Genomic DNA, 23,552 nt, shown 5'->3' with positions numbered 1-23,552 from the left:
TCGCCTCGTCGAAGACGGGGAACAGCGCCCGGCCGCCGGTGAGGCGCCGCCCGCGTCACCCGGGCGGCCCCGTCCGGATGCGTCCGCGCCCCCTGATGTCCGACCGCCTGTTTGTGCGAGTCTGTTCGGCGTGTCTCTCCTCAGACGTCTGCATCCACTGGACTGGCTGGCCGGCGGGCTGCTCGCGCTCGGTGTGCTGTGCGTCGCCACGGGTCTGCTGCCGTCCGGGCCCGCCGGGGACGTGATGGAGCGCATCGTCCCGCTGCTGGTGTTCCTCGCCACGGTGATCGTCCTCGCCGAACTGACCGGCAAAGCCCAGGTGTTCGACGTGGTCGCCACCTGGGTGGCGCGGGCGGGACGCGGGAACTACGTCCTGCTCTTCGGCCTCTGCGTGCTGTTCGCGTCCGTCACCACCATCACCCTCAACCTGGACACCACGGCGGTCCTGCTGACCCCGGTGATGCTGGCGCTGGCGACGCGGGTGGGCATCGCGGCCGTGCCGCTGGCGATGACCACGGTGTGGCTGGCCAACACGGCGAGCCTGCTGCTCCCCGTGTCCAACCTGACGAACCTGCTGGCCGCGGACCGGGTGGCGCTGGCCCCCTCGGAGATGGCCGCCACCATGTGGGCGCCGCAGGTGGCGTCCATCGCGGTCACGATGGCCTGCCTGTGGGGCTTCTACTGGCGCCTGGGCCGGCGCGGCGAACTGCGCTACGAGCCCCCGTCGGCGCCTCGCCCGGCGGACCGGGTCCTGTTCCGGGTGTGCGCGCTGGCCTGCGCCGGATTCCTGCTGGCGATCCTCCTGGCCGACGTTCCGCTGTGGACGGCGTCGATGACGGCCGCGCTGATCGTGCTGGTGGCCTTCGCGGTGCGCAGCCGCGACACACTGCGCCTGTCGCTGGTCCCCTGGCGGCTGCTGGTCCTCGTCCCGGGGATGTTCCTGGTCGTGGAGACCGTCAACGCCCACGGTCTGCACGGGATACTGACGACGGCCATGGGCTCCGACAACGGCGTGACGGGCATGCTGCGGTCCGCCGCGGTCGGCGCCGGTTTCTCCAACGCGCTGAACAACCTGCCCGCTTACATGGCCGCCGAGGCGGCCATCCCCGACGGCAACCACCATCAGCTGCTCGCGCAACTCATCGGCGTCAACGTGGGACCGGTCATCACTCCGTGGGCCTCGCTGGCCACGCTGCTGTGGTTCGAACGGTGCCGCTGGCACGGCACCCGCATCGAGCTGGGCCGATTCCTCGGCACGGGGCTGGTGCTGGCGGTGGCGGGCACGCTTTCGGCGACGGTCGCGCTGGCGGCCACCACCTGAGCTTGCGGCCACCACCTGAGGGGTGTCCCGTGGATCACGCCGGTCTCGCGGCGCCGACGTCGCGGAGCAGGAGCGCGAGGGTCTCGCCGCGCGCGGCGACGAAGCTGCGTCCGCTGTCGTCCCCGGCGAAGCCCGGTCTGAACTGCGCCCCGGACAGCGTGCGCAGCTCCACGCCCGCCTCGGCCGCGAGCAGCGCGCCGGTCGGCAGGTCCACGCCCTCGGCACGGTAGCCGACGAAGGCGTCGATGGTGCCGCGCGCGAGCAGGCTCCAGCCGAGCAGCGGCGCCCACAGCTGCAGGACGCGCCGGCAGTGCGGTTCGAGTGCCCCGCGCAGGGCGGCCGCCGTCGGGTCGCCGCGCCGCACGGCGTACCCCTGGGTCCAGGCGACGACGGGCCCCGCGGGCGGGAGCCCGGGGTCGGGACCGGGCAGCGGCCCGGCCGAACCGTGGGCTCCCCGTCCCGTGACCGCGTACCAGGTCTCGCCGGTGACCGGCTCGTGCACCACTCCCATCACCGGGGTGCTTCCCAGGCACAGCCCGATGCCCACCACGTAGGCGGGCAGCCCGATCGCCACGTTGTTGCTGCCGTCCAACGGGTCGACCAGCCAGGTGCGCTCCCCCGCCGCGTCGAGGAGCCCGGCCTCCTCGGACAGGATCCGGTCGTGCGGGAAGTGCCGCTGGATGCGGCCGAGTACGAGCTTCTCCGCGGCGAGGTCGAGGTCCGTCAGCACGTCCCCGGAATCGCCCTTCGTCCGCAGGCACTGCGCCGAACCGAAGCGCCTGCGCAACAGGTCGCCCGCCTCCCGCGCCGCCGCGACGGCCACGCGCAGCTCGCGCTCGAAGTCAGGCCCGCTGTTGGGCATCGATCCTCCTGAGGACGGTGTGGGCGCTGCGCACGGTCTGCCCCGTGTCGCACAGCCGGCGGATCGTGCGGCGCGGGCGGCCGTCGAGCGGCCCCAGCGAGAGGTCGACCTGCCCGGGGATCGAGAACCCGTGCACCAGGGTGGCCGCGGGGGCCTCGCCCGCCAGGGCGGTGGCGTGGAACTGGCCCGCGGCCAGGGTGTAGCTCTCCCCGCCGGAGGTGATGTGGGCGGGGCCGATCTCGCTGCGCACGAGGAGGGGGGTGGGCCGGATCTCGTCCACGCCGTCGCTGCGGCTGCGGACCTCGAACACCCGGTGCGTCGCGCCCGCCTCGCCGTCGGCCACCACGGTGGTGTGCACGGGGAGGTTGGCCACCCGACCGTACAGCACGCGGCTGCGCAGCTCCCAGCTGTGGCAGTGCATGGGCGAGGCGTCGGGCTCGGGGCGGTTGTCCGCCTCGAAGAGATGCACGCAGACCCCGCGCGGGCCCTCTCTCAGCAGCGGCAGGCACAGGAATCCGAGGGGATGACGTACGGCACGTAACTCCCGTGCCCCCGTGGCTATTTGCTCCAGGGTGACGAGAGACCTTTCGAGCTCGTGGTCCATGGTGCGCGCCTGGGCGCCTCACCTCCTGTAAGGGTCCTCCGCATGCAGGGCCTTTTCGATGATCTTGCCGATGTCGCTGTCGGTGAAGACGCGCGGCAGCGGGAGCCGCAGCTCGTCGAAGAGCGTCCGCACCTCGTCGACGGTGGGCTCCTGGCCGAGCGGCGCGGCGACGCGCAGGTCGAGAGCGGTGGCCTGCTCGCGGCTCTGGTGCAGCTCGGTCACGTAGTAGTCGTAGAGCGGCTGTCCCCGCTCGACCAGCAGGTTCACCCGCGACTGGTCGTCCTGGGTGATGACCAGGCAGGTCTCGGACAGGTCGAAGCGCAGGGTCGGCACGGCGGACGACAGGTGCACGCTGATCTCGAGCGTCGTGAGCTGCCGCTGGTACCAGCAGGCGGCGAGGACGGTCGCGTACGACTCCCGCCGGACCCGGTCGGTGGTCCACACCTCGTCGTTCTGGCGCTGCCTGCCGAACATCTGCCGGAAGCGGGCGTACGCGGCGCACGCCCGCTCGTCGGCCGGATTGACGATGTCGATCTTCACGTTGAGCTGCGAGCGCTGCTCCTTGGCCGCGCTCACGCACAGGGGCAGCGTCACCGCCCGCAGGTAGGTGCCCGTACCGCCCTTGAAGTACCAGAGGTTGGTGTGCTGCCGGGCCTCGCGCAGGGCCTCGCCGACCTCGTTGCCCGAGAGGGACCGCACCATGGCGAGGTCCTCCAGCGCCCGGCGGGTCCCGCTCATGGCCTCCTGAATGCTCGCGGGGCGCCGTACGCGCTCCACGATCGACCCGGTCGCGAGCAGACCGAGCACGACCAGGGTGGCGCCGGAGGACACGTCGTCGCTGATGACGTCGCCGAAGATGTCCAGGAACCCGACCGCCATCGCGACCAGCAGGGCGACGACCACGTCGGCGTTGCGCAGCACCCAGGCCACGAAACGCTCCAGCCGCCCGACATGCGCCGCCATGGACGCCCCCCTCCCCCGCCGTGCACTGATGGTAGGAGATCCCCCCGCGGCGCCACCAGTGGCACGTGCCGGATGCCCGCGTGCGCCCCCGCGCCCCCGGAGCGCACGCGGCGTCAGACCCGCTGCTGGGAGGCCCTGCCCGGGAGGAAGAGGCCGGTGGTGAGGGTGCCGAGGAGGACGATCGCCGTGTTGACGACGAGCGCGGTCGTGATCCCGCCGTGGACTTCCGTGTGCGACGCCGCGATCGCGGACATGACCGGCGTGCCCATCGTGATGCCGATCTGCTGGGTCATCGTCGCCAGGCCCGTCGCCATGCCCTGCTCGTGGTCGGGCAGGCCCGTGGTCGCCGTCACCATGAAACCGACGATCACCAGCATGTTGCCGATGCCGCCCGCGAAGGTAGCGAGCAGCAGGAGCCACAGGGTCCCGGAGGTCTCTCCCAGCCCGACCAGGCTCAGGGTCGCGGCCGCCTGCACCACCCCACCGGCCAGGAGCGTCGTACGGGTGCTGGTCGCGGCGATCACCCGCGCCGCGAGCGCACCTCCGATGACGGTGCCGACGCCCAGCACACCGAACGACAGACCGGCGGTCAGCGCCGAGAAGTCCAGCACGTCCTGGAGGTGGAGCGTCATCAGGAAGACCAGGCTCGTCTCCGTCAGGAACGCGATCAGGCCCGCGACGTTGCCCCAGGCCACCGTCCTCGTCTTCAGCACCGACACGGGCACCAGCGGACTCGCCGCCTTCGACTCCACCGCGTAGAACACCACCAGCAGCGCCGCACCGGCGGTGAGCCAGCCCAGCGCCGGACCCGAACCCCAGCCGTGTTCACCCGCCTGCGTCAGACCGTAGATCAGGGCGAGCAGACCCGCCGTCACGGCCGCCGCACCCGGCAGGTCCAGCTTCGGACGGGTGGTGGGGCGGGACTCCTCGATGACCGCAGGGGCGATGAACAGGACGGCCAGCGCGACCGGGACGTTGACGAGGAACGCCCACCGCCACGACAGCAGATCCGTCAGGACACCGCCCAGGACGGCGCCCGTCGTGAACCCCGCCGACATCAACGCCCCGTTGAGACCGAGTGCCTTCTGCCGCAGCGGACCCTCGGGGAATGCGGTCGTCAGCAGCGACAGACCCGCCGGGGTCACGGCCGCCGTGGCCAGGCCCTGGAGGACACGGGCGACGAGCAGCGTCTGCGGGCTGTTCGCCAGCCCGCCCGCCAGCGAGGACGCGGCCAGCACCGCCAGGCCCACCAGGAACAGCCGGCGGCGGCCGAACAGGTCCGCGACCCGCCCGAAGAGGAGGGTGAAGCCGGCGGCGCACAGGGCGAACGACGTCGCGATCCACTGCAGGTCCGGCAAGGAGAAGCCGAGGCCCTCGCCGATCACCGGCAGCGCCACGTTCAGGATCGAGAAGTCGACCGCCAGCATGAACTGCGCCACCAGCAGCACCACCAGCACCAGCTTCAGACGCCCGTCCAGACGGACCGGCGCCCCGGGCCCCGCGCCCTTCCCCGCTCCCTTCCCCGCACCGGCATCCACGCGCACACCTTCGACAACGGACATCGCCACGCATCCTCTCGCTCACGCAACACCGTGTTGCGCCACCGACTCTGGAGCGCTCGAAGGGAGTTACCCAGCCCCCTGACGGTGGTGGCGCCGGGGACGGTGGCGCCCGGGACGCTGGCACTGGCAGGGCCACCTTCGCGGCCGACGCCCGGCGCCTTCCCCCGGCACACTGGAGGGCATGGACACACCCACCGCTCTGGGCGCCTTCCTGCGCACCCGTCGCGCCCAGCTCCAGCCCGAGGACGTGGGGCTCCCCTCCCACGGCACCCGCCGGCGCGTGCCCGGGCTGCGGCGCGAGGAGCTCGCCCTGCTGGCGGGCGTGAGCATCACGTACTACACGCACCTGGAGCAGGGGCAGAGCACGAACGCCTCGGACAGCGTCCTGGACGCCCTGGCCCGCGCCCTGCGGCTGACCCCGGACGAGCACGCGCATCTGCACGACCTGGCCCGGCCGCCGCGTGCCAAGCGGGCCGCCTCGCCCCGCCCCGCGTACGTCCGGGACACCACGCGCCGGCTGATCGGCGCGATGCCGCAGGTACCCGCCGTCGTCCTGGACGGCCGTAACGACGTCCTCGCCTGGAACGCGCTGGGCCACGCCCTGCTCGCCGGGCACCTCGACCCCGCGAGCCCCGACGATCCGGCCGTGCGCCCCAACCTCACGCGGATGCTGTTCCTCGACCCGCTCACACGGGACCTCTACACGGACTGGAAGAAGGAGGCCCGGGTGGCGCTGGCGGCGCTGCGCCTGGTCGCCGGACGCCACCCCGAGGACCGCGCCCTCGCCGAGCTCATCGGGTCCCTGATGCTGCGAAGCCCCGACTTCGCCTCCCTCTGGTCCCAGCACCCCGTACGGGACTGCACCGTCGGGACCAAGAACCTGCACCACCCGGTCGTGGGTCCGCTCACCCTCGATTTCGAGAGCCTGCACCTCACCGACGGCACCAACCACCGGATGCTGCTCTACAGCGCCCCCGAGTCCTCCCCCTCCGACGCGGCGCTGCGCATGCTGTCGAGCCTGACCGCCGACCGCGCCGCCGCGGGGCGGGGAACCGGAAAGCCCGCGTCGGCCGGTGCGGACGCGGGCCCGGGGGGCGAGGGGGGCCAGGAGGGCCGGATCAGACCTTCCTGACCACGCTCGACTTGAGCTGCATGGCGCCGAAGCCCTCGATCTTGCAGTCGATGTCGTGCCCGTCGACGCCGTAGACGATGCGGATGTTGCGCACCTTGGTGCCCGCCTTGATGCCGGAGGTGCTGCCCTTGACCTTCAGACCCTTGACGACCGTCACGGTGTCGCCGTCGGACAGTACGTTGCCGACCGAGTCCTTGATCACCCGCTCCTGCGGGGCGCCGGCCGGGCCGTCGGCGGCCGCGGACGGCTGCCATTCGTGTCCGCACTCGGGACAGATCAGGAGCGCGCCCCTCTCGTAGGCGTACGCGCTGGAGCACTCGGGGCAGGGGGGCAGGTCGGTCTCGGTCACCTGACCAGTCTATTTCAGGCCATGGGCGCCGGCTTTCCCGGAAGCCGCGAGGACGGCGCCCGGCTTGTGCGAGAGTCCGGTCGGCGCGGATCACCCGCCCATCGCCCGCCCGGTCCCGTCCAGTCCAGGAGGTCCATGTGTCCGCCGCATCGAGCTACGCGTCCGGGGTCTGTGAGGTGCCGCTGCTGGGCGACACCATCGGCGAGAACCTGGACCGCACCGTGCGCAGGTTCCCCGGGCGCGACGCCCTCGTGGACCTGGCCGCCGGGCGCAGGTGGACGTACGCGGAGCTGGCCGCGGACGTCGACGCCCTCGCGCTGGGGCTGCTGGGCCTGGGCATCGTGCGGGGTGACCGGGTCGGCATCTGGGCGCCCAACCGCGCGGAGTGGACGCTGGTGCAGTACGCCACCGCGAAGATCGGGGCGGTCCTGGTCACCGTGAACCCCGCGTACCGCAGCCACGAACTGCACTACGTGCTCCAGCAGTCCGGGATCCGGCTGCTGGTGGCGGCCGAGCGGTTCAAGACCTCCGACTACGCGGCCATGATCGAGGAGGTGCGGCCGCGCTGCCCGGCGCTGGAGTTCGTGGCCCTGCTGGAGGGTCCCCTCTGGGCCTCCCTGCTGGAGCGGGGCCGGCGGGGCGACCCGGCGGACCTCGCGCGGGCCCAGGCCGCGCTGAGCCCGGACGACGCGGTCAACATCCAGTACACCTCGGGAACCACCGGCTTCCCCAAAGGCGCCACGCTCTCGCACCACAACATCCTCAACAACGGTTTCTTCGTGGGCGAGTTGTGCCACTACACCGAGCAGGACCGGGTGTGCATCCCGGTGCCGTTCTACCACTGCTTCGGCATGGTGATGGGCAATCTCGCCTGCACCAGCCACGGTGCGGCCATGGTGATCCCCGCCCCGTCGTTCGACCCCGCGGCCACCCTGGCGGCGGTGGAGGCGGAGTCGTGCACCTCGCTCTACGGCGTCCCCACCATGTTCATCGCCGAGCTGGCGGATCCCGGCTTCGACGGGTACGACCTGTCGAGCCTGCGGACCGGGATCATGGCGGGCTCGCCCTGTCCGGTGGAGGTGATGAAGGAGGTCATCGACCGGATGGGCATGAGCGAGGTGTCCATCTGCTACGGGATGACGGAGACCTCGCCGGTGTCGACGCAGACCCGCGCCGACGACTCGGTCGAGCGCCGGGTCTCCACCGTGGGCCGCGTGGGGCCGCACCTCGAAGTGAAGGTGGTCGATCCGGTCTCGGGACGGACGGTGCCGCGCGGGGAACCGGGTGAACTGTGCACCCGCGGCTACTCGGTGATGCTCGGCTACTGGGAGGAGCCGCAGCGCACCGCCGAAGCCGTCGACGCGGCCCGCTGGATGCACACCGGTGACCTGGCCGTCATGGACGACGACGGGTACCTGAGCATCACCGGCCGGATCAAGGACATGGTGATCCGCGGCGGCGAGAACGTGTACCCGCGCGAGATCGAGGAGTTCCTGCACGCCCATCCGGACGTACTGGACGTCCAGGTCATCGGCGTCCCCGACCCGAAGTACGGGGAGGAACTGATGGCGTGGGTGCGGATGCGCGACGGCGCCGCTCCGCTGACGGCGGCGGCCGTGCGGGCCTACTGCGAAGGGCGGCTGGCCCATTTCAAGATCCCGCGCCACGTGCACGTCGTGGAGGAGTTCCCCATGACCGTCACCGGAAAGATCCGCAAGGTCGAGATGCGCGAGGCGGCGGTCCGGCTCTTGGAACAGCCCTCGTAGGACGGCGCGTTGCGGGCCGGACGACCCGGTTCCTGCACGATGATCTTACGTAGGCGCGGCGTCGCCCGACCCCACCGGTCCGCGGCGCCGCTCCTCTTTGCCCCGCCGACCGACCACCGGAGGACCACCGTGACCCCACCCATGACCCGCCGTCTGACCCTCAGTGCCGCCCTGCTCGCGGTGATGGCCGCCGTGACGCCGGTGTCCACCGCCCACGCGTCGCCGGTCACCCCCGACATGGAGGCGCTGACCCAGGCGCTGCGGAACACGATGGACGCCGGAGCGCCGGGGGCGATGGCCCGGTTCGCCGGCCCGGCCGGGGTCAAGACCCAGGCCCTGGGCGTACGCGACAAGACCACGGGCGCGGCCATGAACCCGCAGGCCCGCTTCCGCATCGGCAGCGTCAGCAAGACCTTCTCCTCGGTCGTCCTGCTCCAGCTGGCGGGCGAGGAGCGGATCGCGCTGGACACCTCCGTCAACCACTACCTGCCGGGCCTGCTGCCCGACGACCGGATCACCGTGCGTCATCTGCTGACCCACCGCAGCGGGCTGGCGGACTACACCAACGCCATGTTCGAAAAGACCGTGCCCGGCTTCGAGGCCGTGCGGAACAAGGTCTTCAGCTACCAGGACCTGGTGAAGCTCTCGCTGAGCGAACCGAGGACCACCGAGCCCGGCGCGGCGTACAAGTACTCGAACACCAACTTCGTCGTCGTCGGCATGCTCATCGAGAAGATCACGGGCAACGGCGTGGCCACGGAGTACGACCGGCGCATCATCAAGCCGCTGGGCCTGCGGTACACCTCCTACGTGCATCCCGGCACCCGGATCGACGGCCTGCACGCACGCGGCTACCTCCACCCGGACGAGGCCGGGGCGCCCCTCGTCGACTCCACCGAGCAGACCGTCTCGTGGGCCCAGTCCGCCGGGGCGATCATCTCCAACCAGTCCGATCTGAACACCTTCACGTCCGCGCTGCTCGGCGGCCGGCTGCTGCCGCCGCGGATGCTGGACGCCATGATCACCATGACGCCCACCGACACCACGAACACGCGTTTCTACGGGCTCGGTCTGCGCCGCTACGACCTCTCCTGCGGCACGTCGGTCTACGGGCACACCGGCACCGTGCAGGGCTTCTACACCTACGCCTTCTCCACCCGCGACGGCCGGCGCAGTCTCGCCGCCATGGCGAACACCTCGAACAAGGGGGCCGCCAACACGGCCCTCGGCGGGACGCTGGAGGCCGCGTTCTGCGGCAAGCAGCCCGCCGAGGCCAAGTCCACGATGCGCGGACTCGGGTTCACTCCGGCCGAGATGGACCTGCCCGAGCAGCGCTGACCGCTTCGAGCACGCTCAGCCGTTGCCCACCGCGTCGTCACAGGCCGGGCAGACCCGGTTCGCGTACCGCGGGTCGCACCATCCCGGGCCGGAATGCCCGGAGGGCTGCCACGGGGCCGTTCCCATGGCGAACGTGTCCCTGCCGCAATAGGTCCGCGGACCGGCGACGGCCGTCCTTCCCGGGGCGGTGGGCGCGGCGTGCACGCGCAGCACGGGCGCGTCGCCGCCCGGGGCGGAGCCCCCGGGGCCCTGTGCGGTCACCTGCGCGTCGAGCTCGTACACCACGACGATCTCACTCATGCCCCGACGGTAGGCGGCTCGGGGCCGACTCGCCGAAACCGACACCGCCGAGTCCGAGTCGGAGTCGGAGTCGGAGTCCGGGAAAACGATACTGACGATTCATCAGGTCATCTGTCCCGGACTCTTGACTCCGTCGGTGCCAGTCGCGATCCTCGTCGCAATATTTGTGCGGTCCATGACAAGCCACCCCGTGGCCGGCCGCGCTCCCCGCTGACCGAAGACGTGAGTGATGACCATAAACCGACACACGCACCACAGGCGTAGGCCCCTGGCCGTCATGTCATTGCTCCTCGCCGTGGTGGCCATGGTGCTCGGCCCCGTGCCCAGTTCCTCCGCCGCCGATCCCGGCTGGTGGAACCCGGTCGCGCGGCCCGCGCCCGACTCCGACATCAACGTCACGGGCGAACCGTTCAAGGGGACCGACTCCCAGGGCCGGGTCCGGGGCTTCGTCGACGCGCACGACCACCTGATGTCCAACGAGGGCTTCGGCGGCCGGCTCATCTGCGGCAAGCCGTTCTCCGAGCTGGGGGTCGCCGACGCGCTCAAGGACTGCCCCGAGCACTACCCCGACGGATCGCTCGCCGTCTTCGACTTCATCACCAAGGGCGGCGACGGCAGGCACGACCCGAACGGCTGGCCGACCTTCAAGGACTGGCCCGCCCACGATTCCCTGACCCACCAGCAGAACTACTACGCCTGGGTCGAGCGGGCCTGGCGCGGCGGTCAGCGGGTGCTCGTCAACGACCTCGTCACCAACGGCGTGATCTGCTCGGTCTACTTCTTCAAGGACCGCGGCTGCGACGAGATGACCGCCATCCGCCTGGAGGCGCAGAAGACGTACGACATGCAGGCGTACATCGACAAGATGTACGGCGGCACGGGCAAGGGCTGGTTCCGGATCGTCACCGACTCCGCGCAGGCCCGCGAGGTCATCAAACAGGGCAAGCTGGCCGTCGTGCTGGGGGTCGAGACCTCCGAGCCGTTCGGCTGCAAGCAGATCCTGGACATCGGCCAGTGCAGCAAGGAGGACATCGACCGCGGCCTGGACGAGCTGCACAAGCTGGGCATCCGCAGCATGTTCCTGTGCCACAAGTTCGACAACGCCCTGTGCGGGGTGCGCTTCGACGAGGGCGCGCTCGGCACCGCGATCAACGTGGGCCAGTTCCTGTCGACCGGCACGTTCTGGAAGACGGAGCAGTGCACCGGGCCGCAGCACGACAACCCCATCGGCCTGGCGGCGGCGCCCTCGGCGGAAAAGCAGCTGCCGGCGGGTGTGGCGGTCCCCTCGTACGCCGCGGACGCCCAGTGCAACACCCGCGGTCTCACCGAGCTCGGTGAGTATGCGGTGCGCGGCATGATGAAACGCAAGATGATGCTCGAAGTCGACCACATGAGCGTTAAGGCGGCGGGCCGGGCCTTCGACATTCTGGAGTCCGAGTCGTACCCGGGCGTGATCTCCTCGCACAGCTGGATGGACCTCAACTGGACCGAGCGCGTCTACAAGCTCGGCGGGTTCATCGCCCAGTACATGAGCGGCTCCGAGGCGTTCAGCGCCGAGGCGAAGCGCACGGACGCGCTGCGCGACAAGTACAAGGTGGGCTACGGCTACGGCACCGACATGAACGGTGTGGGCGGCTGGCCCGGCCCGCGCGGCGCCGGGACGCCGAACCCGGTGACGTACCCCTTCCGCAGCGCCGACGGCGGCTCCGTCATCGACAAGCAGACCACCGGGCAGCGCACGTGGAACCTGAACACCGACGGCGCCTCGCACTACGGGCTGGTGCCGGACTGGATCGAGGACATCCGGCTGGTCGGCGGCCAGGACGTGGTCGACGACCTGATGCGGGGCGCCGAGTCCTACCTCGGCACGTGGTCGGCGTCCGAGCAGCACAAGGCCGGGGTGAACCTCGCCTCGGGCGCGTCCGCCTCGGCGTCCACGTCACAGTGGTGGAACCCGTTCGTGGACTACTCACCGGGCCGGGCCGTCGACGGCGACCGGGGCACCCGCTGGGCGAGCGAGTGGAACGACAACCAGTGGCTCCGGATCGACCTCGGCTCCGCGAGCCTGATCAAGCGCGTCACCCTCGACTGGGAGAGCGCGTACGCGCGGGCCTACCGCATCGAGGTGTCCGCCAACGGCACGGACTGGCAGAGCGTGTGGTCCACCGACTCCGGTGACGGCGGCCTCGACACGGCGCGGTTCTCGGGCGTCCCGGCGCGCTACGTACGCGTCCAGGGGCTGCAGCGCGGCACGCAGTGGGGCTACTCCCTGCACGAGGTGGGCGTCTACAGCGGCTGACGGCCACAGCACTCGGGCCGGCCGGATCGCCACACGATCCGGCCGGCCCCCGCACATCACCCCGCCGCTCAGCACCGCGCAGCGCGGGACGGCACGGACAGCGCGGACAGCGCGGACAGCACGACCCAGTACGACCCGTACGAAAGCGAAAGGAACGCCCATGGCACGGATGCCGTCGGCCGAGCGGCGCCGGCAGCTGACCGAGGCCGCGATCCGCGCGATGACCCGCGACGGCGTCGCCGGGACCACGACCAGGTCGATCTGCGCCGAGGCGGGCGTGTCCCTGAGCGTCTTCCACTACTGCTTCGACTCCAAGCAGGCCCTGCTCGAATCCGTCATCGCGGCGATCACCGAGCACAGCGTCAGCGTGGTGCGGGAGGCGATCCAGCCCAAGGCCACCCTGCGCGAGACCATCCGGGCCGGCTTCCAGGCGTACTGGGACCACGTGTCCGCCCACCCGGGCGAGCACATGCTCACGTACGAACTCACCCAGTACGCCCTGCGGCAGCCGGGCTTCGAGCACCTGGCCCGGCGGCAGTACGAGAGGTACTCCGACACCTATGCCGAGCTCATCGAGCAGCTCTGTGACCGCATGGGCTTCGCCCTGCGCGTACCGGTCCCCTCGCTCGCCCGCTATCTGGCGGCGATGACCGACGGGCTGACCCTGAACCACCTCGTCCTCGGTGACGACTCCATCTCGGCGGACATCCTCGACACGGTCACCGACCACGTCGCGAGCCTCGCCGCCGACGACGCCCGGACCGGCTGACGGCTGACGGCAGGCGGCAGGCGGCGAAAGGCGGTGGGACGGCGGATCCCCGCGCCGGCGGGCGGCGCGGGGATCCGGGGCGGGTGGTGCGGTCAGGTCCGGTGCAGCAAGGCGGTCATCGCCTCGTGGAGGACGGTCTCCGGATCCGTGACGGCCTCGACCGAGCGCCAGGCCACGAAGCCGTCCGGGCGTACGAGGACCGCGCCCGCCTTGGTCGTGCCGTGCACCTCGGCCCAGTTGCCGCCGTCCTCCGCGATCAGGTCGGCGTCCGGCCCCGAGCCGATCGCGTACGCCTCCAGGGGCGCCTTCAGCCGCTCGGCGACGGACAGCGCGGCACCGCGCCACGGCGTGCCCTCGGAGCTGAGCAGGACGAAGGACCGCTCGTAGAGGTCCACGGTGGACCTCGGCTCCGGCTCCCCGGGGCCGCGCAGCCACATGTGCGGGGCGCGCGTGCCGGGATCGCCGCCGAGCTTCATCCGTTCGGGTACGACCGGAAGGTCCGGATCGCACCCGAGGACGGCGCCCTGGTTGTAGCGGTAACCCATGGCCACGGACAGGACGCCGCCCTGCCGTCCGCCCCCGCGCCCGGCGGGCTCCGGCGCGGCCGCGGGGTCCGGCTCGTACCCCGGATGGCTGTGCTCCGCCGACCGGGCCGAGGCCCGCTCGCTCGTCGCGCGGGCCACCGGCTGCCGCTCGGCCTCGTAAGTCCGCAGCAGCCCGGGGCCCGCCGCACCCTTCAGCACGGCGGCGAGCTTCCAGGCCAGGTTGTGGGCGTCCTGGATCCCGGTGTTCGAGCCGAACGCCCCGGTGGGGGACATCTCGTGCGCGGAGTCGCCGGCGAGGAAGACCCGGTCGGCGCCGTACCGCTGCGCGACCCGTTCCGCGGCGTGCCACGGGGCCTTGCCGGTGATCTCGACGTCCAGGTCGGGTGCGCCGACGGCCCGGCGGATGTGTTCGACGCAGCGCTCGTCGGTGAAGTCCTCCAGCGTCTCGCCCCGGTCGGGGTGCCACGGCGCGTGGAAGACCCACCGCTCGCGGTTGTCGACGGGCAGCAGCGCGCCGTCGGAGCCGGGCTTGGTGAGGTAGCAGACGATGAAGCGCCGGTCGCCGACCACCTCCGCCAGCCCGCGGGACCGGAAGGTGATGCTCACGTTGTGGAAGAGGTCGCCGGAGCCGCTCTGACCGATCCCGAGCTGCTCCCGCACGGGACTGCGCGGCCCGTCGGCGGCGACGAGGTAGTCCGCGCGCACGGTGCAGTGCTCCCCGGTGTCCCGGTTCTTCACGACGGCGGTCACCCCGCTCCCGTCCTGGTCGAAGGAGAGGAGCTCGGTGGAGAACCGCAGGTCCGCGCCGAGCGAGGGGGTCACGGACATCAGTACCGGCTCGATGTCGTTCTGGCTGCACAGGCACCATGACGACGGGCTGAAGCGCGCGAGCGCACCCCCTGGGTCGATCTCCTCGAACAGCCACTCCTGGTCTTCACCGGTCAGCGAGCCGCCTTGCGTGATGCCGTGGTTGTCCGCCAGGACCGAGGCGGCCTCACGGATCCGGCCCTCGACGCCCGCGACCCGGAAGAGCTCCATCGTCCGTACGTTGATCCCGCGGCCGCGTGGGTGCATCGAGGTACCCGCGTGCTTTTCGACCAGCATGTGTCTGATGCCATGCCGGCCGAGGAACAGCGAGGTGCACAGGCCCACCAGCGAGCCGCCCACGATGAGGACCGGGACGCGGTGGTCGACGTTTTCCTTCATGGATCTTCCATGCCCTGTGGGAGGGCGGTTCCCTCGCTCCTTCACCCGCTTGGTTCTCTCCTCTCGCGCCGGGGGGATTACGGGACAACGATCGGTTCGGGTGGCGCCGCCCGTGGCGACCGTGTGGTCTCGAAGGAGTGTGAACGATGACAACCTTGTCGGAACGGATATCCCAGTCCGCCTTCGACGGCTCGAGGCTTCGGGTCGTGCTGCTGCTGGATCTGTACGACGGTGCGCAGAACAAGTTCCTCGAGGTGTACGAGCATCTGCGCGAGCAGGTGTCCTCCGTACCCGGGCACATCAGTGACGAGTTGTGCCAGTCGATCGAGAATCCCTCGCAGTGGCTCATCACCAGCGAGTGGGAGAGCGCACCGCGGTTCCTGGCCTGGGTCAGCAGCGAGGAACACGTCGCGACGGTCCAGCCGCTCCACGGCTGCGTGCGCGACACCCGCTCCCTGCGGTTCAGCGTGCTGCGGGAGGCGGGCAAGGACGTCGGCCCCGCCAAGGAGCTCGGACCCACCCGTCTGCGGGCCGCTCCCCGACGGGGGGACGGCGTGGTGCGCCACGCCCTGACCTTCACCGTGAAGCCGGGCAGCGAGGCCGAAGTGGCGAAGCTGCTGGCCGGATACGCCTCCCCCAAGGCCCAGGTCGACGAGAACACCCGGCTGCGCCGCACCTCGCTCTTCATGCACGGCAACCGCGTCGTGCGGGCGGTGGAGGTGGAGGGCGACCTCCTCGCGGCCCTGCGCCACGTGGCCCAGCAGCCCGAGGTCAGGGCGCTGGAGGAGGCCATCAACCCGTATCTGGAGCAGGACCGGGACCTCAGCGATCCCGGATCCGCCCGGACGTTCTTCACCCGTGCGGCGCTCCCGGCGGTCCACCACGTGGCGGCCGGCGACCACGAGCCCGCGGACGTCCGGCGCCACGCGCTCTTCTACCCGGCCAAGGACGGCTGCGGCACGGCACTCGCCCGGCTGCTCGCCGGCCAGGACGAGGCGGCCGTGGACGATCCGACGAGCCCCATCGAGGCCAGCACCGTCTTCCAGCGCGACGACATCGTCGTCCGGCTGCTCGACATGCGCGCCCCGCTCGAAGCCCGGCCCGCACTGTCGCTGGGCGTCGAGGGCAGCCACAAGGCGGCGGTGCTCGCCCGGCTGCTCGACAGCGCCAAGGACGGTGTCCCCACTACGGACCAGGAGATCGCACGCTTCCTCGCGCGCTCTGAAATGCGCCTGATCACCGACCGGCGTACGCCGGTGCAAGCCTGAGGAGATGTCGTCATGACCGCTCGACTGACCATGGAAGAACTGGCCGCTCTGATGAAGAAGGGCGCCGGTGTCACCGTAGACCCCGCCGACATGGAGAGCCGTCCCGACTCGGGCTTCGACGAGTGGGGCCTGGACTCCCTGGGGCTCCTCGGCATCGTCGGCGAACTGGAGAACCGGCACCGCCGGCCGCTGCCGGCCGACGCGGACCGGTGCAAGTCTCCGCGCGAGTTCCTCGACCTCGTCAACAACTCCCTGATGTCCGGAGCGTGACGTCCGGCGCCTGACGCCCCGCGTGCCGAACGCCCCGAGACCGGCTCCGTGCCGGTCTCGGGGCGTTCGGGCGGGGCGGGGCGGGATGGTGCCGCTGGTCCGGCCGGATCAACCGGGCACGGTGCACTCGAATGCGTGCAGGTACGCGTTGACCGGACGGATCTCGCCGATCACCAGACCGGCGGCCTCCAGGCGCGTGCAGAGGCTTTCCCGGGTGTGCTTGGCGCCCCCGACGTTGAGCAGGAGCAGCAGGTCCATGGCCGTGGTGAACTTCATCGACGGGGTGTCGTCGACGAGGTTCTCGATGATGACGACCCTGGCTCCCGGGCGGGCCGCCGCGACGACGTTGCGCAGGGTGCGGCGGGTGCTGTCGTCGTCCCATTCCAGGATGTTCTTGATGATGTACATGTCGGCCTCGACCGGGATGGACTCGCGGCAGTCCCCGGGGACGATGCCGGTCCGTGCGGCGAGCGGTCCGCCCTCGCGCAGCCGGGGATCGGCCTTCGCCACCACCGCGGGCAGGTCGAGCAGGACTCCCCGCACGGCCGGGTGCCTCTCCAGCAGGCTCGCCAGTACGTGCCCCTGGCCGCCGCCGATGTCCGCGACCACCGCGACCCCGCTGAGGTCGAGGAGCTCCGCGACGTCCAGCGCCGACTGCGTGCTGGAGGTGGTCATGGCCCGGTTGAAGACGTGGGCCGACTCGTGCGCGTCCTGGTGCAGGTAGTCGAAGAACCCCTTGCCGTACAGCTCCTGGAAGACGTTCCCACCGGAACGCACGGCGTCGTCGAGCCGTGGCCACGCCTCCCAGGTCCAGGGCTCGGTGCACCACAGGGCGATGTAGCGCAGGCTGTGCGGATCGTCCTCGCGCAGCAGCCGGGACATCTCCGTGTGGACGAACGTCCCGTCCTCGGTCTCCGCGAAGATCCCGTAGCAGGACAGGGCGCGGAGCAGGCGCCGCATCGGCTGCGGCTCGCAGTCCACCGCCGTCGCGAGCTCGGCCGCGGTGGCGGGCGAGTCTCCGAGGGCGTCGGCCACCTTGAGGCGGGCGGCCGCCCGTACGGCCGCGGCGCAAGCCGCTCCGAAGACGAGCTCGCGCAGCCGCATGGCCGGCTGGGGAGAGGCGGCGGTGGGCGCGGGGATGGGCGCGGGAGTGGGGGCGGGTGTGGAACTTACCGTGGTCATACGGCCTCGATTCTCCAGGTGAGGGGGAGCACGGTCAGCACATCCCGGCCGGCACGGAGGTCCCGCACTTGTTGCGGAGGAACTCGTTGCCCGTTCCGGTCCCCTGGTTGGCCAGGTCAGCCGGCTGGTTGTCCTGCACCACGTTGTCCCGGATGACGTTGTCGGTGTTCTGCGCTCCGACGAAGCTCTTGAAGAGCAGGATTCCGCCCGACAGCGGGGAGGAGCCGACGTTGCCGCGGATGGAGTTCGAACGCACGATCGTCTGCTCCGCCCCGGTGAGGACGATGCCCACGCCCTGGATGTCGGGGAGGCGGGTGTTGCCCTTGCAGAACTTGTTGTTCTCGTGGATCCGGTTGCCGCGGATGGTCATGTCGCCGGCGCCGGGCTTGCCCTCGTCGCCGACGACGAACACGCCGCCGCAGTTTCCGGTGAGGGTGTTGCCGCTGACGGTGAGGTTCCTGACCCGCCTGACCGTCACTCCGATCCGGTTGCCGGTCAGCGTGTTGTTGCGGACCGCGGCGCCCAGGGTGTCGGTGGCGCCGCCCTCGCGTTCGACGGTGTTCGCGATGAAGATCCCCGACTCGGTGTTGTCCCGCGCGACGTTGTCGCGGAACAGCCCGCGGGTGGAGTGCTCCTGCGCGATGCCCCAGGTGCCGTTCCTCTCGGAGATCACCCGCTCGACGCTCAGCCGGTCGGTGTAGGAGGCCCAGATGCCGTTCCGCTTGAAGCCCGAAACGGTCAGCGACCGGATGTTCACCTGGCCGACGGCGCTCTGCGCCGTCCCCATGACACAGATTCCGGTGTCGGCCTGGGAGCAGGCGGTGCCCGCCGCCCGTGCGGGCTTCGCCGGTGTGCTCGGCGGCTTGATCACCGTCTTGGCCCCCGACCCCCGCAGGGTCAGCGGCTTCGTGATCAGCACGTTCTCGTAGTAGGTCCCGGGCATGACGGTGATGATGTCGCCCGGCCTCGCGGCGTTCACCGCGGCTTGGATGGAGTCGCCCTGGTGCACTCGGTGTCCGGCTGCGGCGGCGGGTGGCGCGACGGCCACGCCGAGAGCGGCGGCCATGACGACGGCGGTGCACGTGAGGGACTTGAGTTGTCGGTTCGTCACGATGCCGAAGTTATGGGCGATTACGGCTGCTCGCCACACCTGGTAAGCGGATGGATACATGCCGTGGGCAAACGGCGGCATTTTGAGGTCCGGAGGAGTGGATCGGCGGGTCGGGGGTTGACGGCCGTACGCCATGACGCCGGGGGATCAGCTCCGGCGCGGGGGCGGGCACACGGCACGGCCGTTGCCTCCCGTTCGGTGATCGCGCTGGTCACAGGGGGTTTCCCGGGCCCTGCCGCGACGGGCAACAGGCAACCCGTCGACCCCGGTGCGCGGCCGGGGCAGCCTGAGACCGTCCGCTCGATCACGGCAGAACCACAAGGGGAAACCATGCTCAAGATGTTCCGCGGCGCCGCCGCCCTCGCCACCTCGGCCGTCGCCGTACTCGCGCTCAGCGGTCCCGCCGCGGCCCAGCCGGCCGACGCGTGGGCCGGGTGCCCGGACGGGGCGGTCTGCATCTACCCCCAGAACCAGAATCCCGCCGTCAAGCCGACCCATGTCTTCTACAGCTACGGGGCCCACAACCTGAGCAACCAGTTCGGCAACCACTGGGTCCTCAACAACCAGTACGGCGGTGCGACCGCAAACCTGTGCACCGGCTCCGGTGGTGCGGGCTGCGGCAACCCCATCGCCGCCAAGACCGGTGTCTACGCCGACCTGACGCCGATCAACTCGATCCGCCTCAACCCGTAGCACCTTCCTCGGGAGGGCTTGCGAAGCCGCCGTCCGCAGCCGCCGTCGCGCCCTGCGCACGGCGGCTCCGGCCGTTCCTGTGCTCGTCATACCGGCCCGAAGAGCGGGCCTGCCGTCCGACCCCCGCTGTAGCCTGGGCACTGCCGTCTCGCTGCCTCGGCGTGCTTGCCATGGGGGATGTTGTGGGGGATCCGGACCGCCCGCGGAAGACCGATCACGAGCCCGCGCCCGACGACGCCGCGATGACCTTTCCCACCCGGCTGCGACGTCTGCGGGTGCAACGCGGCCTGTCCCTGGCGGACCTCGCCCGGCGGACCCACTACAGCAAGGGCTACCTGAGCAAGATCGAGACCGGCTCGAAGCGCGCCACCGCGGATGTCGCGAGGCGCTGCGACGACGTACTGGGCGCGGGGGGCGAACTCGTGCGGGTGGCCGGGGAGACGGGGCCGCCCGACGGGGACGGCGCCGACGGCGCCTCCCGCGGCAGGGGCGAGACCGGCACGGGAGCGCGAGGGGACGGCACGTGTCCCTACCGCGGGCTGGCGGCCTTCACCGCGGGCGACGCGCGGTGGTTCTTCGGCCGCCGGCGGGCGACGGCCGAACTGGCCGAACGGGTCTTCGAGCGCATCGGCAGCGGACCGCTGATGGTGGTCGCCCCGTCGGGCGCCGGCAAGTCCTCCTTGCTGAACGCCGGTCTCGTACCGGCCCTGCGGCGACGCGGCGGCTTCCCGATGCCGGGCGCCGACGCGTGGCCGGTGGTGCGGTTCACTCCCACCGCTCACCCGCTCGCCGAACTGCTCGACCGCGCCGCCAAGGTCCTGGGCGGCGATCTGGGCATCGGCGCGCGCGAGTTGCGGGAGCGGCCCCACGCCCTGCTGGAAGCCGTCCACCGGGTCTGCGGGCACGCTCCGGCCGGCCATGGCCGGCGGCCCCCGCCGGTCCGTCCGGTGCTGATCGTCGACCAGTTCGAAGAGCTGTTCACCCTGTGCGCCGACGAAGACGAGCGGCGCGCGTTCGTCCGGGTGCTCTGCGCGCTGGCGGTCCCGGGCCCGGCGCCGGCCGGTCACGATCCCGCCGTCGTGGTGCTCGGCGTACGGGCCGACTTCTCCGGGAACTGCCTGGACCTTCCGGAGCTGGCCCCGGTGTTCACCGGCGGCCTGTTCGTCCTGCCCCCCATGTCCCCGGCGGAGCTGCGGGAATCGATCATCCGCCCGGCGGAGCTCGCGGGTCTCACCCTCGAACCGGGTCTGGTCCCGCTGCTGCTGCGCGACCTCGGGCTGGGCGACGATCCCCCCGCCCGGACGCCGTCCGGTGCGCTGCCGCTGGTCTCCCACGCCCTGCTGGCCACCTGGCGGCACCGCGAGGGAGCCACCCTGACCGTCGCCGGATACGAGCGCACCGGCGGCATCCGGGGGGCGGTCGCCCGTACGGCCGAGGAGGTGTTCGCCCGCCTGTACCCGGCCGAGCAGAAGACGCTGCGCCGCGTCCTCGTGCGGCTGGTGCACGTCACCGAGGGCGCGGGGGCCACCCGGCGCCGGATGAGCCGCACCGCGCTGATGGAACAGCTGGTCGACGCGGGTCCCGCAGCGGCCGCGCTCGACACCTTCGTACGCGCCCGGCTGATCACCATGGACAGCGACACCGTCGAGATCACCCACGAGGCCCTGCTGCACGCGTGGCCGCGGCTGCGCGGCTGGATCGACGCCGACCGGGCCGGGCTCCTGATCCACCAGCAACTGGCCCACGCCGCCGCAGAATGGGAGCGCGAGGGCCGCGACCCGTCGGCCCTGTACCGCGGGACCCGGCTGGACAACGCCCGCTCCTGGGCCGACGAGCTGGACGGCAGGAGCCGCCTCGGCCCCTCGGAGGCGGCTTTCCTGCGGGCGAGCCAGAGCGCGCAGGACAGCCGCGAGCGGCAGGCGGAGCGCCAGGTGCGGCTGCGGCAGCGGATGCTGGCCACGCTCGTCGTCCTGCTGGTCCTCGCCGTGGGCGCCGGGGGGCTGGCGTACCAGCAGCGCGCGGGGGCGCTCGGCCAGGAGCGCGCCGCCCGTTCGCGGGCGCTCGCCCTGCAGTCCGCTGCGCTGGCCGCGGGCCAGCCGGAGGCCTCGATGCTGCTCGCCGGTGAGGCGTACCGGACCGCGGCGACCACCGAGGCGCGCGGCGCCCTGCTGAGCACGCAGTCCCAGCCGTTCATCGCCCGCCTGCGCGGGTACGGCGGGCCGGTCAACGCCGTGGCCTTCGCGCCGGGGAACGAGTCCCTCGCGACGGCCGGTTCCGACGGCACGGTGACGCTGCGGCAGGTGGCCGACCGGCGCACGACCGCGACCTTCACCATGCCCGGGCGCCTGCGCGCGGTCGCCTTCAGCCCCGACGGCCGGACCCTCGCGGCCACCTCGGAGGACGGGCCGGCGCGGCTCTGGGACGTCTCCGGCCACCGTGCGGCGGCGGTGCTCCCGTCCAGCACCACGGGCGCGCGGGCGGTGGCCTTCGCACCGGACGGGCGCACGCTGGCGGTCCCCGGCCCCGACGGGACGATCCGGCTGTGGGAGGCCGCCGGGGAGCACCGCGCCCTCGCCACGCTGGCCGGTCACAGCGGGAGGGTCAACGCCCTGGCCTACGCGGCGGACGGCGCGACCCTGGTCTCGGCGGGCGCCGACCGGACCGTACGACTGTGGGATCCGGTGGACGCCCGGCCGCTGGCCGTGCTCACCGGGCACACCGACGAGGTGCTGGGGGCGGCGTTCGCCCCGGACGGCCGTACGGTCGCCACCGGCGGCGTCGACCGGACCGTGCGGCTGTGGGACGTGGCCGGGCGCCGTATGTCCGCGACCCTGACCGGGCACAGCGACGACGTCAACGGCGTCGCCTACACCCCGGACGGAACGACGGTCGTCAGCGCGGGCGGTGACGGGACGACACGCCTCTGGGACGTGGCCGGCGGCCGCCTGACGGCCACCCTCGCCGGGCACACCGACTACGTGCTCGGGGTGGCCGTGGACGGCGGGGGCGCGGTGCTGGCCACCGCCGGCTTCGACCAGTCGGTGGTGCTGTGGGACCTGCGGGGCGCGGTGCTGGCCTCGCGGCCGTTCACGGAGATCTGGCACGCCGCGTACAGTCCGGACGGAAAGCTGCTGGCCACCGCGGATTCGGATCACTCCGTGCGGCTGTGGGACGTGGCGGGGCGCCGGGTCCTGGCCACGTTCCCGGGACGCGGCGAGACGGTGCTGTCGGTGGCGTTCTCCCCCGACGGGCGCACCCTGGCCTCGGCCGGGTCCGAGGGCACGATCCGGCTGTGGGACGCCTCCGCACGCCCGCCGGCCTCGTCCGCGACGTCGGCCGCGCTCGCCGGGGCGGCCGGGACCGTGTTCTCGGTGGCGTTCTCCCCCGACGGGCGCACGCTGGCCTCGGCCGGGTCGGACGGCGCGGTGCGGCTGTGGGACGTGCCGGGGCGCCGCCCGCTGGCGGTCCTCACCGGGCACACCGACTTCGCCAACGACGTGGCGTTCAGCCCCGACGGGCGCACCCTCGCGAGCGCCGGCGACGATCTGACCGTCCGGCTGTGGGACGTGGCCGGGCGGCGCCCCCTGGCCGCCCTGACCGGCCATACGGGTGCGGTGCGGGGAGTGGCCTTCAGCCCGGACGGGCGCACCCTCGCCAGCAGCGGCAACGACGGCACGGTCCGGCTGTGGGACGCCCGGCGCCAGCGCTTCGAGGCGGCGCTCGCCGGCCACACCGGCTCGGTGCGGGGCATCGCCTTCTCCCCCGACGGCCGGACGCTCGCGAGCAGCGGGAACGACCGTACGGTGCGGCTGTGGGACGTGGCCGGGCGCCGCCCGGTGGCCGCGCTGTCCGGTCACGCGAACGCGGTGTGGGGCGTCGCATTCGCCCCCGACGGGCGGACGGTGGCCAGCAGCAGTACGGACGGCACCGTGCGGCTGTGGGACCCGGACGTCGGGGCGCGGCTGGCGGTGATCGACCGGCTGCGGGCCAACCCGTAGTAAGCGGCCCGGCG

At 72.0% G+C, this 23,552-nt stretch carries 19 protein-coding genes; 10 read left to right on the top strand and 9 right to left on the bottom strand.

Going from position 1 to position 23,552, the window contains the following annotated elements; translation table 11 throughout:
* Positions 1–130 precede the first annotated feature (130 nt).
* Positions 131–1,321, top strand: a complete 1,191-nt coding sequence (locus AC07DU_RS00690) for an SLC13 family permease (RefSeq protein ID WP_479108816.1) — start codon at positions 131–133, stop codon at positions 1,319–1,321.
* A 34-nt stretch (positions 1,322–1,355) separates the two neighbouring features.
* On the opposite strand, the gene AC07DU_RS00685 is transcribed toward AC07DU_RS00690, so the two are convergent.
* The 4 genes from AC07DU_RS00685 to AC07DU_RS00670 form a co-directional block, all read right to left on the bottom strand.
* Complete coding sequence (locus AC07DU_RS00685; RefSeq protein WP_479108815.1) at positions 1,356–2,183, bottom strand: inositol monophosphatase family protein; 828 nt, start codon at positions 2,181–2,183, stop codon at positions 1,356–1,358.
* Entirely contained in the window at positions 2,164–2,652 is a 489-nt protein-coding gene (locus AC07DU_RS00680) for a hypothetical protein (protein ID WP_479108814.1), read from the bottom strand. Before AC07DU_RS00680 ends, AC07DU_RS00685 begins: the two co-directional genes overlap by 20 nt.
* A 153-nt stretch (positions 2,653–2,805) precedes the next feature.
* Positions 2,806–3,750 (bottom strand): hypothetical protein, encoded by a 945-nt coding sequence (locus AC07DU_RS00675; RefSeq protein WP_360902888.1) that lies wholly within the window; start codon positions 3,748–3,750, stop codon positions 2,806–2,808.
* Positions 3,751–3,863: 113 nt separating this feature from the next.
* Complete coding sequence (locus AC07DU_RS00670) at positions 3,864–5,312, bottom strand: MFS transporter (protein WP_479108813.1); 1,449 nt, start codon at positions 5,310–5,312, stop codon at positions 3,864–3,866.
* A gap of 181 nt (positions 5,313–5,493) precedes the next feature.
* Between AC07DU_RS00670 and AC07DU_RS00665 the strand changes: the two genes are divergently transcribed.
* The gene (locus AC07DU_RS00665; protein WP_360902882.1) at positions 5,494–6,444 is read left to right on the top strand and encodes a helix-turn-helix domain-containing protein; all 951 of its coding nucleotides are present in this window, start codon (positions 5,494–5,496) and stop codon (positions 6,442–6,444) included.
* Here AC07DU_RS00665 and AC07DU_RS00660 read toward each other — a convergent pair.
* Complete coding sequence (locus AC07DU_RS00660; protein WP_479108812.1) at positions 6,431–6,793, bottom strand: zinc ribbon domain-containing protein YjdM; 363 nt, start codon at positions 6,791–6,793, stop codon at positions 6,431–6,433. The genes AC07DU_RS00665 and AC07DU_RS00660 overlap by 14 nt on opposite strands.
* Before the next feature lie 137 nt (positions 6,794–6,930).
* Between AC07DU_RS00660 and AC07DU_RS00655 the strand changes: the two genes are divergently transcribed.
* Positions 6,931–8,559: an AMP-binding protein gene (locus AC07DU_RS00655; protein ID WP_479108811.1), complete on the top strand. Its 1,629-nt coding sequence runs from the start codon at positions 6,931–6,933 to the stop codon at positions 8,557–8,559.
* Positions 8,560–8,700: 141 nt separating this feature from the next.
* On the top strand, positions 8,701–9,897 hold the full coding sequence (locus tag AC07DU_RS00650) for a serine hydrolase domain-containing protein (RefSeq protein ID WP_479036989.1): 1,197 nt from the start codon (positions 8,701–8,703) through the stop codon (positions 9,895–9,897).
* Between the two features lie 15 nt (positions 9,898–9,912).
* Here AC07DU_RS00650 and AC07DU_RS00645 read toward each other — a convergent pair whose 3' ends face one another.
* Positions 9,913–10,197 carry a hypothetical protein gene (locus AC07DU_RS00645; RefSeq protein WP_479036758.1) on the bottom strand — a complete coding sequence of 95 codons (285 nt, stop codon included), beginning with the start codon at positions 10,195–10,197 and terminating at the stop codon, positions 9,913–9,915.
* 277 nt (positions 10,198–10,474) lie between these two features.
* Between AC07DU_RS00645 and AC07DU_RS00640 the strand changes: the two genes are divergently transcribed.
* A complete protein-coding gene (locus AC07DU_RS00640; RefSeq protein ID WP_479108810.1) occupies positions 10,475–12,496 on the top strand; it encodes a galactose-binding domain-containing protein in 2,022 nt (673 codons plus the stop codon).
* A 160-nt stretch (positions 12,497–12,656) separates the two neighbouring features.
* Positions 12,657–13,265: a TetR/AcrR family transcriptional regulator gene (locus AC07DU_RS00635; RefSeq protein ID WP_479036764.1), complete on the top strand. Its 609-nt coding sequence runs from the start codon at positions 12,657–12,659 to the stop codon at positions 13,263–13,265.
* Positions 13,266–13,357: 92 nt separating this feature from the next.
* On the opposite strand, the gene AC07DU_RS00630 is transcribed toward AC07DU_RS00635, so the two are convergent.
* Positions 13,358–15,016, bottom strand: coding sequence for an FAD-dependent oxidoreductase (locus tag AC07DU_RS00630; protein WP_360902864.1), 1,659 nt, complete (start codon positions 15,014–15,016; stop codon positions 13,358–13,360).
* 146 nt (positions 15,017–15,162) lie between these two features.
* Here AC07DU_RS00630 and AC07DU_RS00625 point away from each other — a divergent pair, with 146 nt between their 5' ends.
* Entirely contained in the window at positions 15,163–16,284 is a 1,122-nt protein-coding gene (locus AC07DU_RS00625; RefSeq protein WP_360902861.1) for a SchA/CurD-like domain-containing protein, read from the top strand.
* Between the two features lie 12 nt (positions 16,285–16,296).
* The gene (locus tag AC07DU_RS00620) at positions 16,297–16,554 is read left to right on the top strand and encodes an acyl carrier protein (protein ID WP_360902858.1); all 258 of its coding nucleotides are present in this window, start codon (positions 16,297–16,299) and stop codon (positions 16,552–16,554) included.
* Between the two features lie 108 nt (positions 16,555–16,662).
* Here the strand turns inward: AC07DU_RS00620 and AC07DU_RS00615 are convergent, their stop codons facing one another.
* Together AC07DU_RS00615 and AC07DU_RS00610 are read right to left on the bottom strand one after the other, a co-directional pair.
* Positions 16,663–17,736, bottom strand: a complete 1,074-nt coding sequence (locus AC07DU_RS00615; RefSeq protein WP_453371278.1) for a methyltransferase — start codon at positions 17,734–17,736, stop codon at positions 16,663–16,665.
* Between the two features lie 34 nt (positions 17,737–17,770).
* On the bottom strand, positions 17,771–18,802 hold the full coding sequence (locus tag AC07DU_RS00610) for a right-handed parallel beta-helix repeat-containing protein (protein WP_479036992.1): 1,032 nt from the start codon (positions 18,800–18,802) through the stop codon (positions 17,771–17,773).
* 375 nt (positions 18,803–19,177) lie between these two features.
* Here AC07DU_RS00610 and AC07DU_RS00605 point away from each other — a divergent pair, with 375 nt between their 5' ends.
* Positions 19,178–19,540, top strand: coding sequence for a hypothetical protein (locus tag AC07DU_RS00605; protein ID WP_360902852.1), 363 nt, complete (start codon positions 19,178–19,180; stop codon positions 19,538–19,540).
* Positions 19,541–19,782: 242 nt separating this feature from the next.
* Positions 19,783–23,538 (top strand): nSTAND1 domain-containing NTPase, encoded by a 3,756-nt coding sequence (locus tag AC07DU_RS00600; protein ID WP_479108809.1) that lies wholly within the window; start codon positions 19,783–19,785, stop codon positions 23,536–23,538.
* The last annotated feature ends 14 nt before the right edge of the window (positions 23,539–23,552 follow it).

Source organism: Streptomyces sp. NPDC045695 (genome assembly GCF_056432025.1).
Note: the sequence above shows the minus strand (reverse complement) of the source record. Positions and strands in the feature narration are given on the sequence as shown.

Bases quoted from the DNA above. Each gene is read 5' to 3' on its own strand.
- AC07DU_RS00605 (WP_360902852.1), top strand. From the start codon at position 19,178: ATGCTCAAGATGTTCCGCGGCGCCGCCGCCCTCGCCACCTCGGCCGTC.
- AC07DU_RS00640 (WP_479108810.1), top strand. From the start codon at position 10,475: ATGTCATTGCTCCTCGCCGTGGTGGCCATGGTGCTCGGCCCCGTGCCC.
- AC07DU_RS00685 (WP_479108815.1), bottom strand. From the start codon at position 2,183: ATGCCCAACAGCGGGCCTGACTTCGAGCGCGAGCTGCGCGTGGCCGTC.
- AC07DU_RS00675 (WP_360902888.1), bottom strand. From the start codon at position 3,750: ATGGCGGCGCATGTCGGGCGGCTGGAGCGTTTCGTGGCCTGGGTGCTG.
- AC07DU_RS00630 (WP_360902864.1), bottom strand. From the start codon at position 15,016: ATGAAGGAAAACGTCGACCACCGCGTCCCGGTCCTCATCGTGGGCGGC.
- AC07DU_RS00625 (WP_360902861.1), top strand. From the start codon at position 15,163: ATGACAACCTTGTCGGAACGGATATCCCAGTCCGCCTTCGACGGCTCG.
- AC07DU_RS00600 (WP_479108809.1), top strand. From the start codon at position 19,783: ATGACCTTTCCCACCCGGCTGCGACGTCTGCGGGTGCAACGCGGCCTG.
- AC07DU_RS00670 (WP_479108813.1), bottom strand. From the start codon at position 5,312: ATGTCCGTTGTCGAAGGTGTGCGCGTGGATGCCGGTGCGGGGAAGGGA.
- AC07DU_RS00620 (WP_360902858.1), top strand. From the start codon at position 16,297: ATGACCGCTCGACTGACCATGGAAGAACTGGCCGCTCTGATGAAGAAG.
- AC07DU_RS00610 (WP_479036992.1), bottom strand. From the start codon at position 18,802: ATGGCCGCCGCTCTCGGCGTGGCCGTCGCGCCACCCGCCGCCGCAGCC.
- AC07DU_RS00615 (WP_453371278.1), bottom strand. From the start codon at position 17,736: ATGACCACGGTAAGTTCCACACCCGCCCCCACTCCCGCGCCCATCCCC.
- AC07DU_RS00635 (WP_479036764.1), top strand. From the start codon at position 12,657: ATGGCACGGATGCCGTCGGCCGAGCGGCGCCGGCAGCTGACCGAGGCC.
- AC07DU_RS00645 (WP_479036758.1), bottom strand. From the start codon at position 10,197: ATGAGTGAGATCGTCGTGGTGTACGAGCTCGACGCGCAGGTGACCGCA.
- AC07DU_RS00650 (WP_479036989.1), top strand. From the start codon at position 8,701: ATGACCCGCCGTCTGACCCTCAGTGCCGCCCTGCTCGCGGTGATGGCC.
- AC07DU_RS00665 (WP_360902882.1), top strand. From the start codon at position 5,494: ATGGACACACCCACCGCTCTGGGCGCCTTCCTGCGCACCCGTCGCGCC.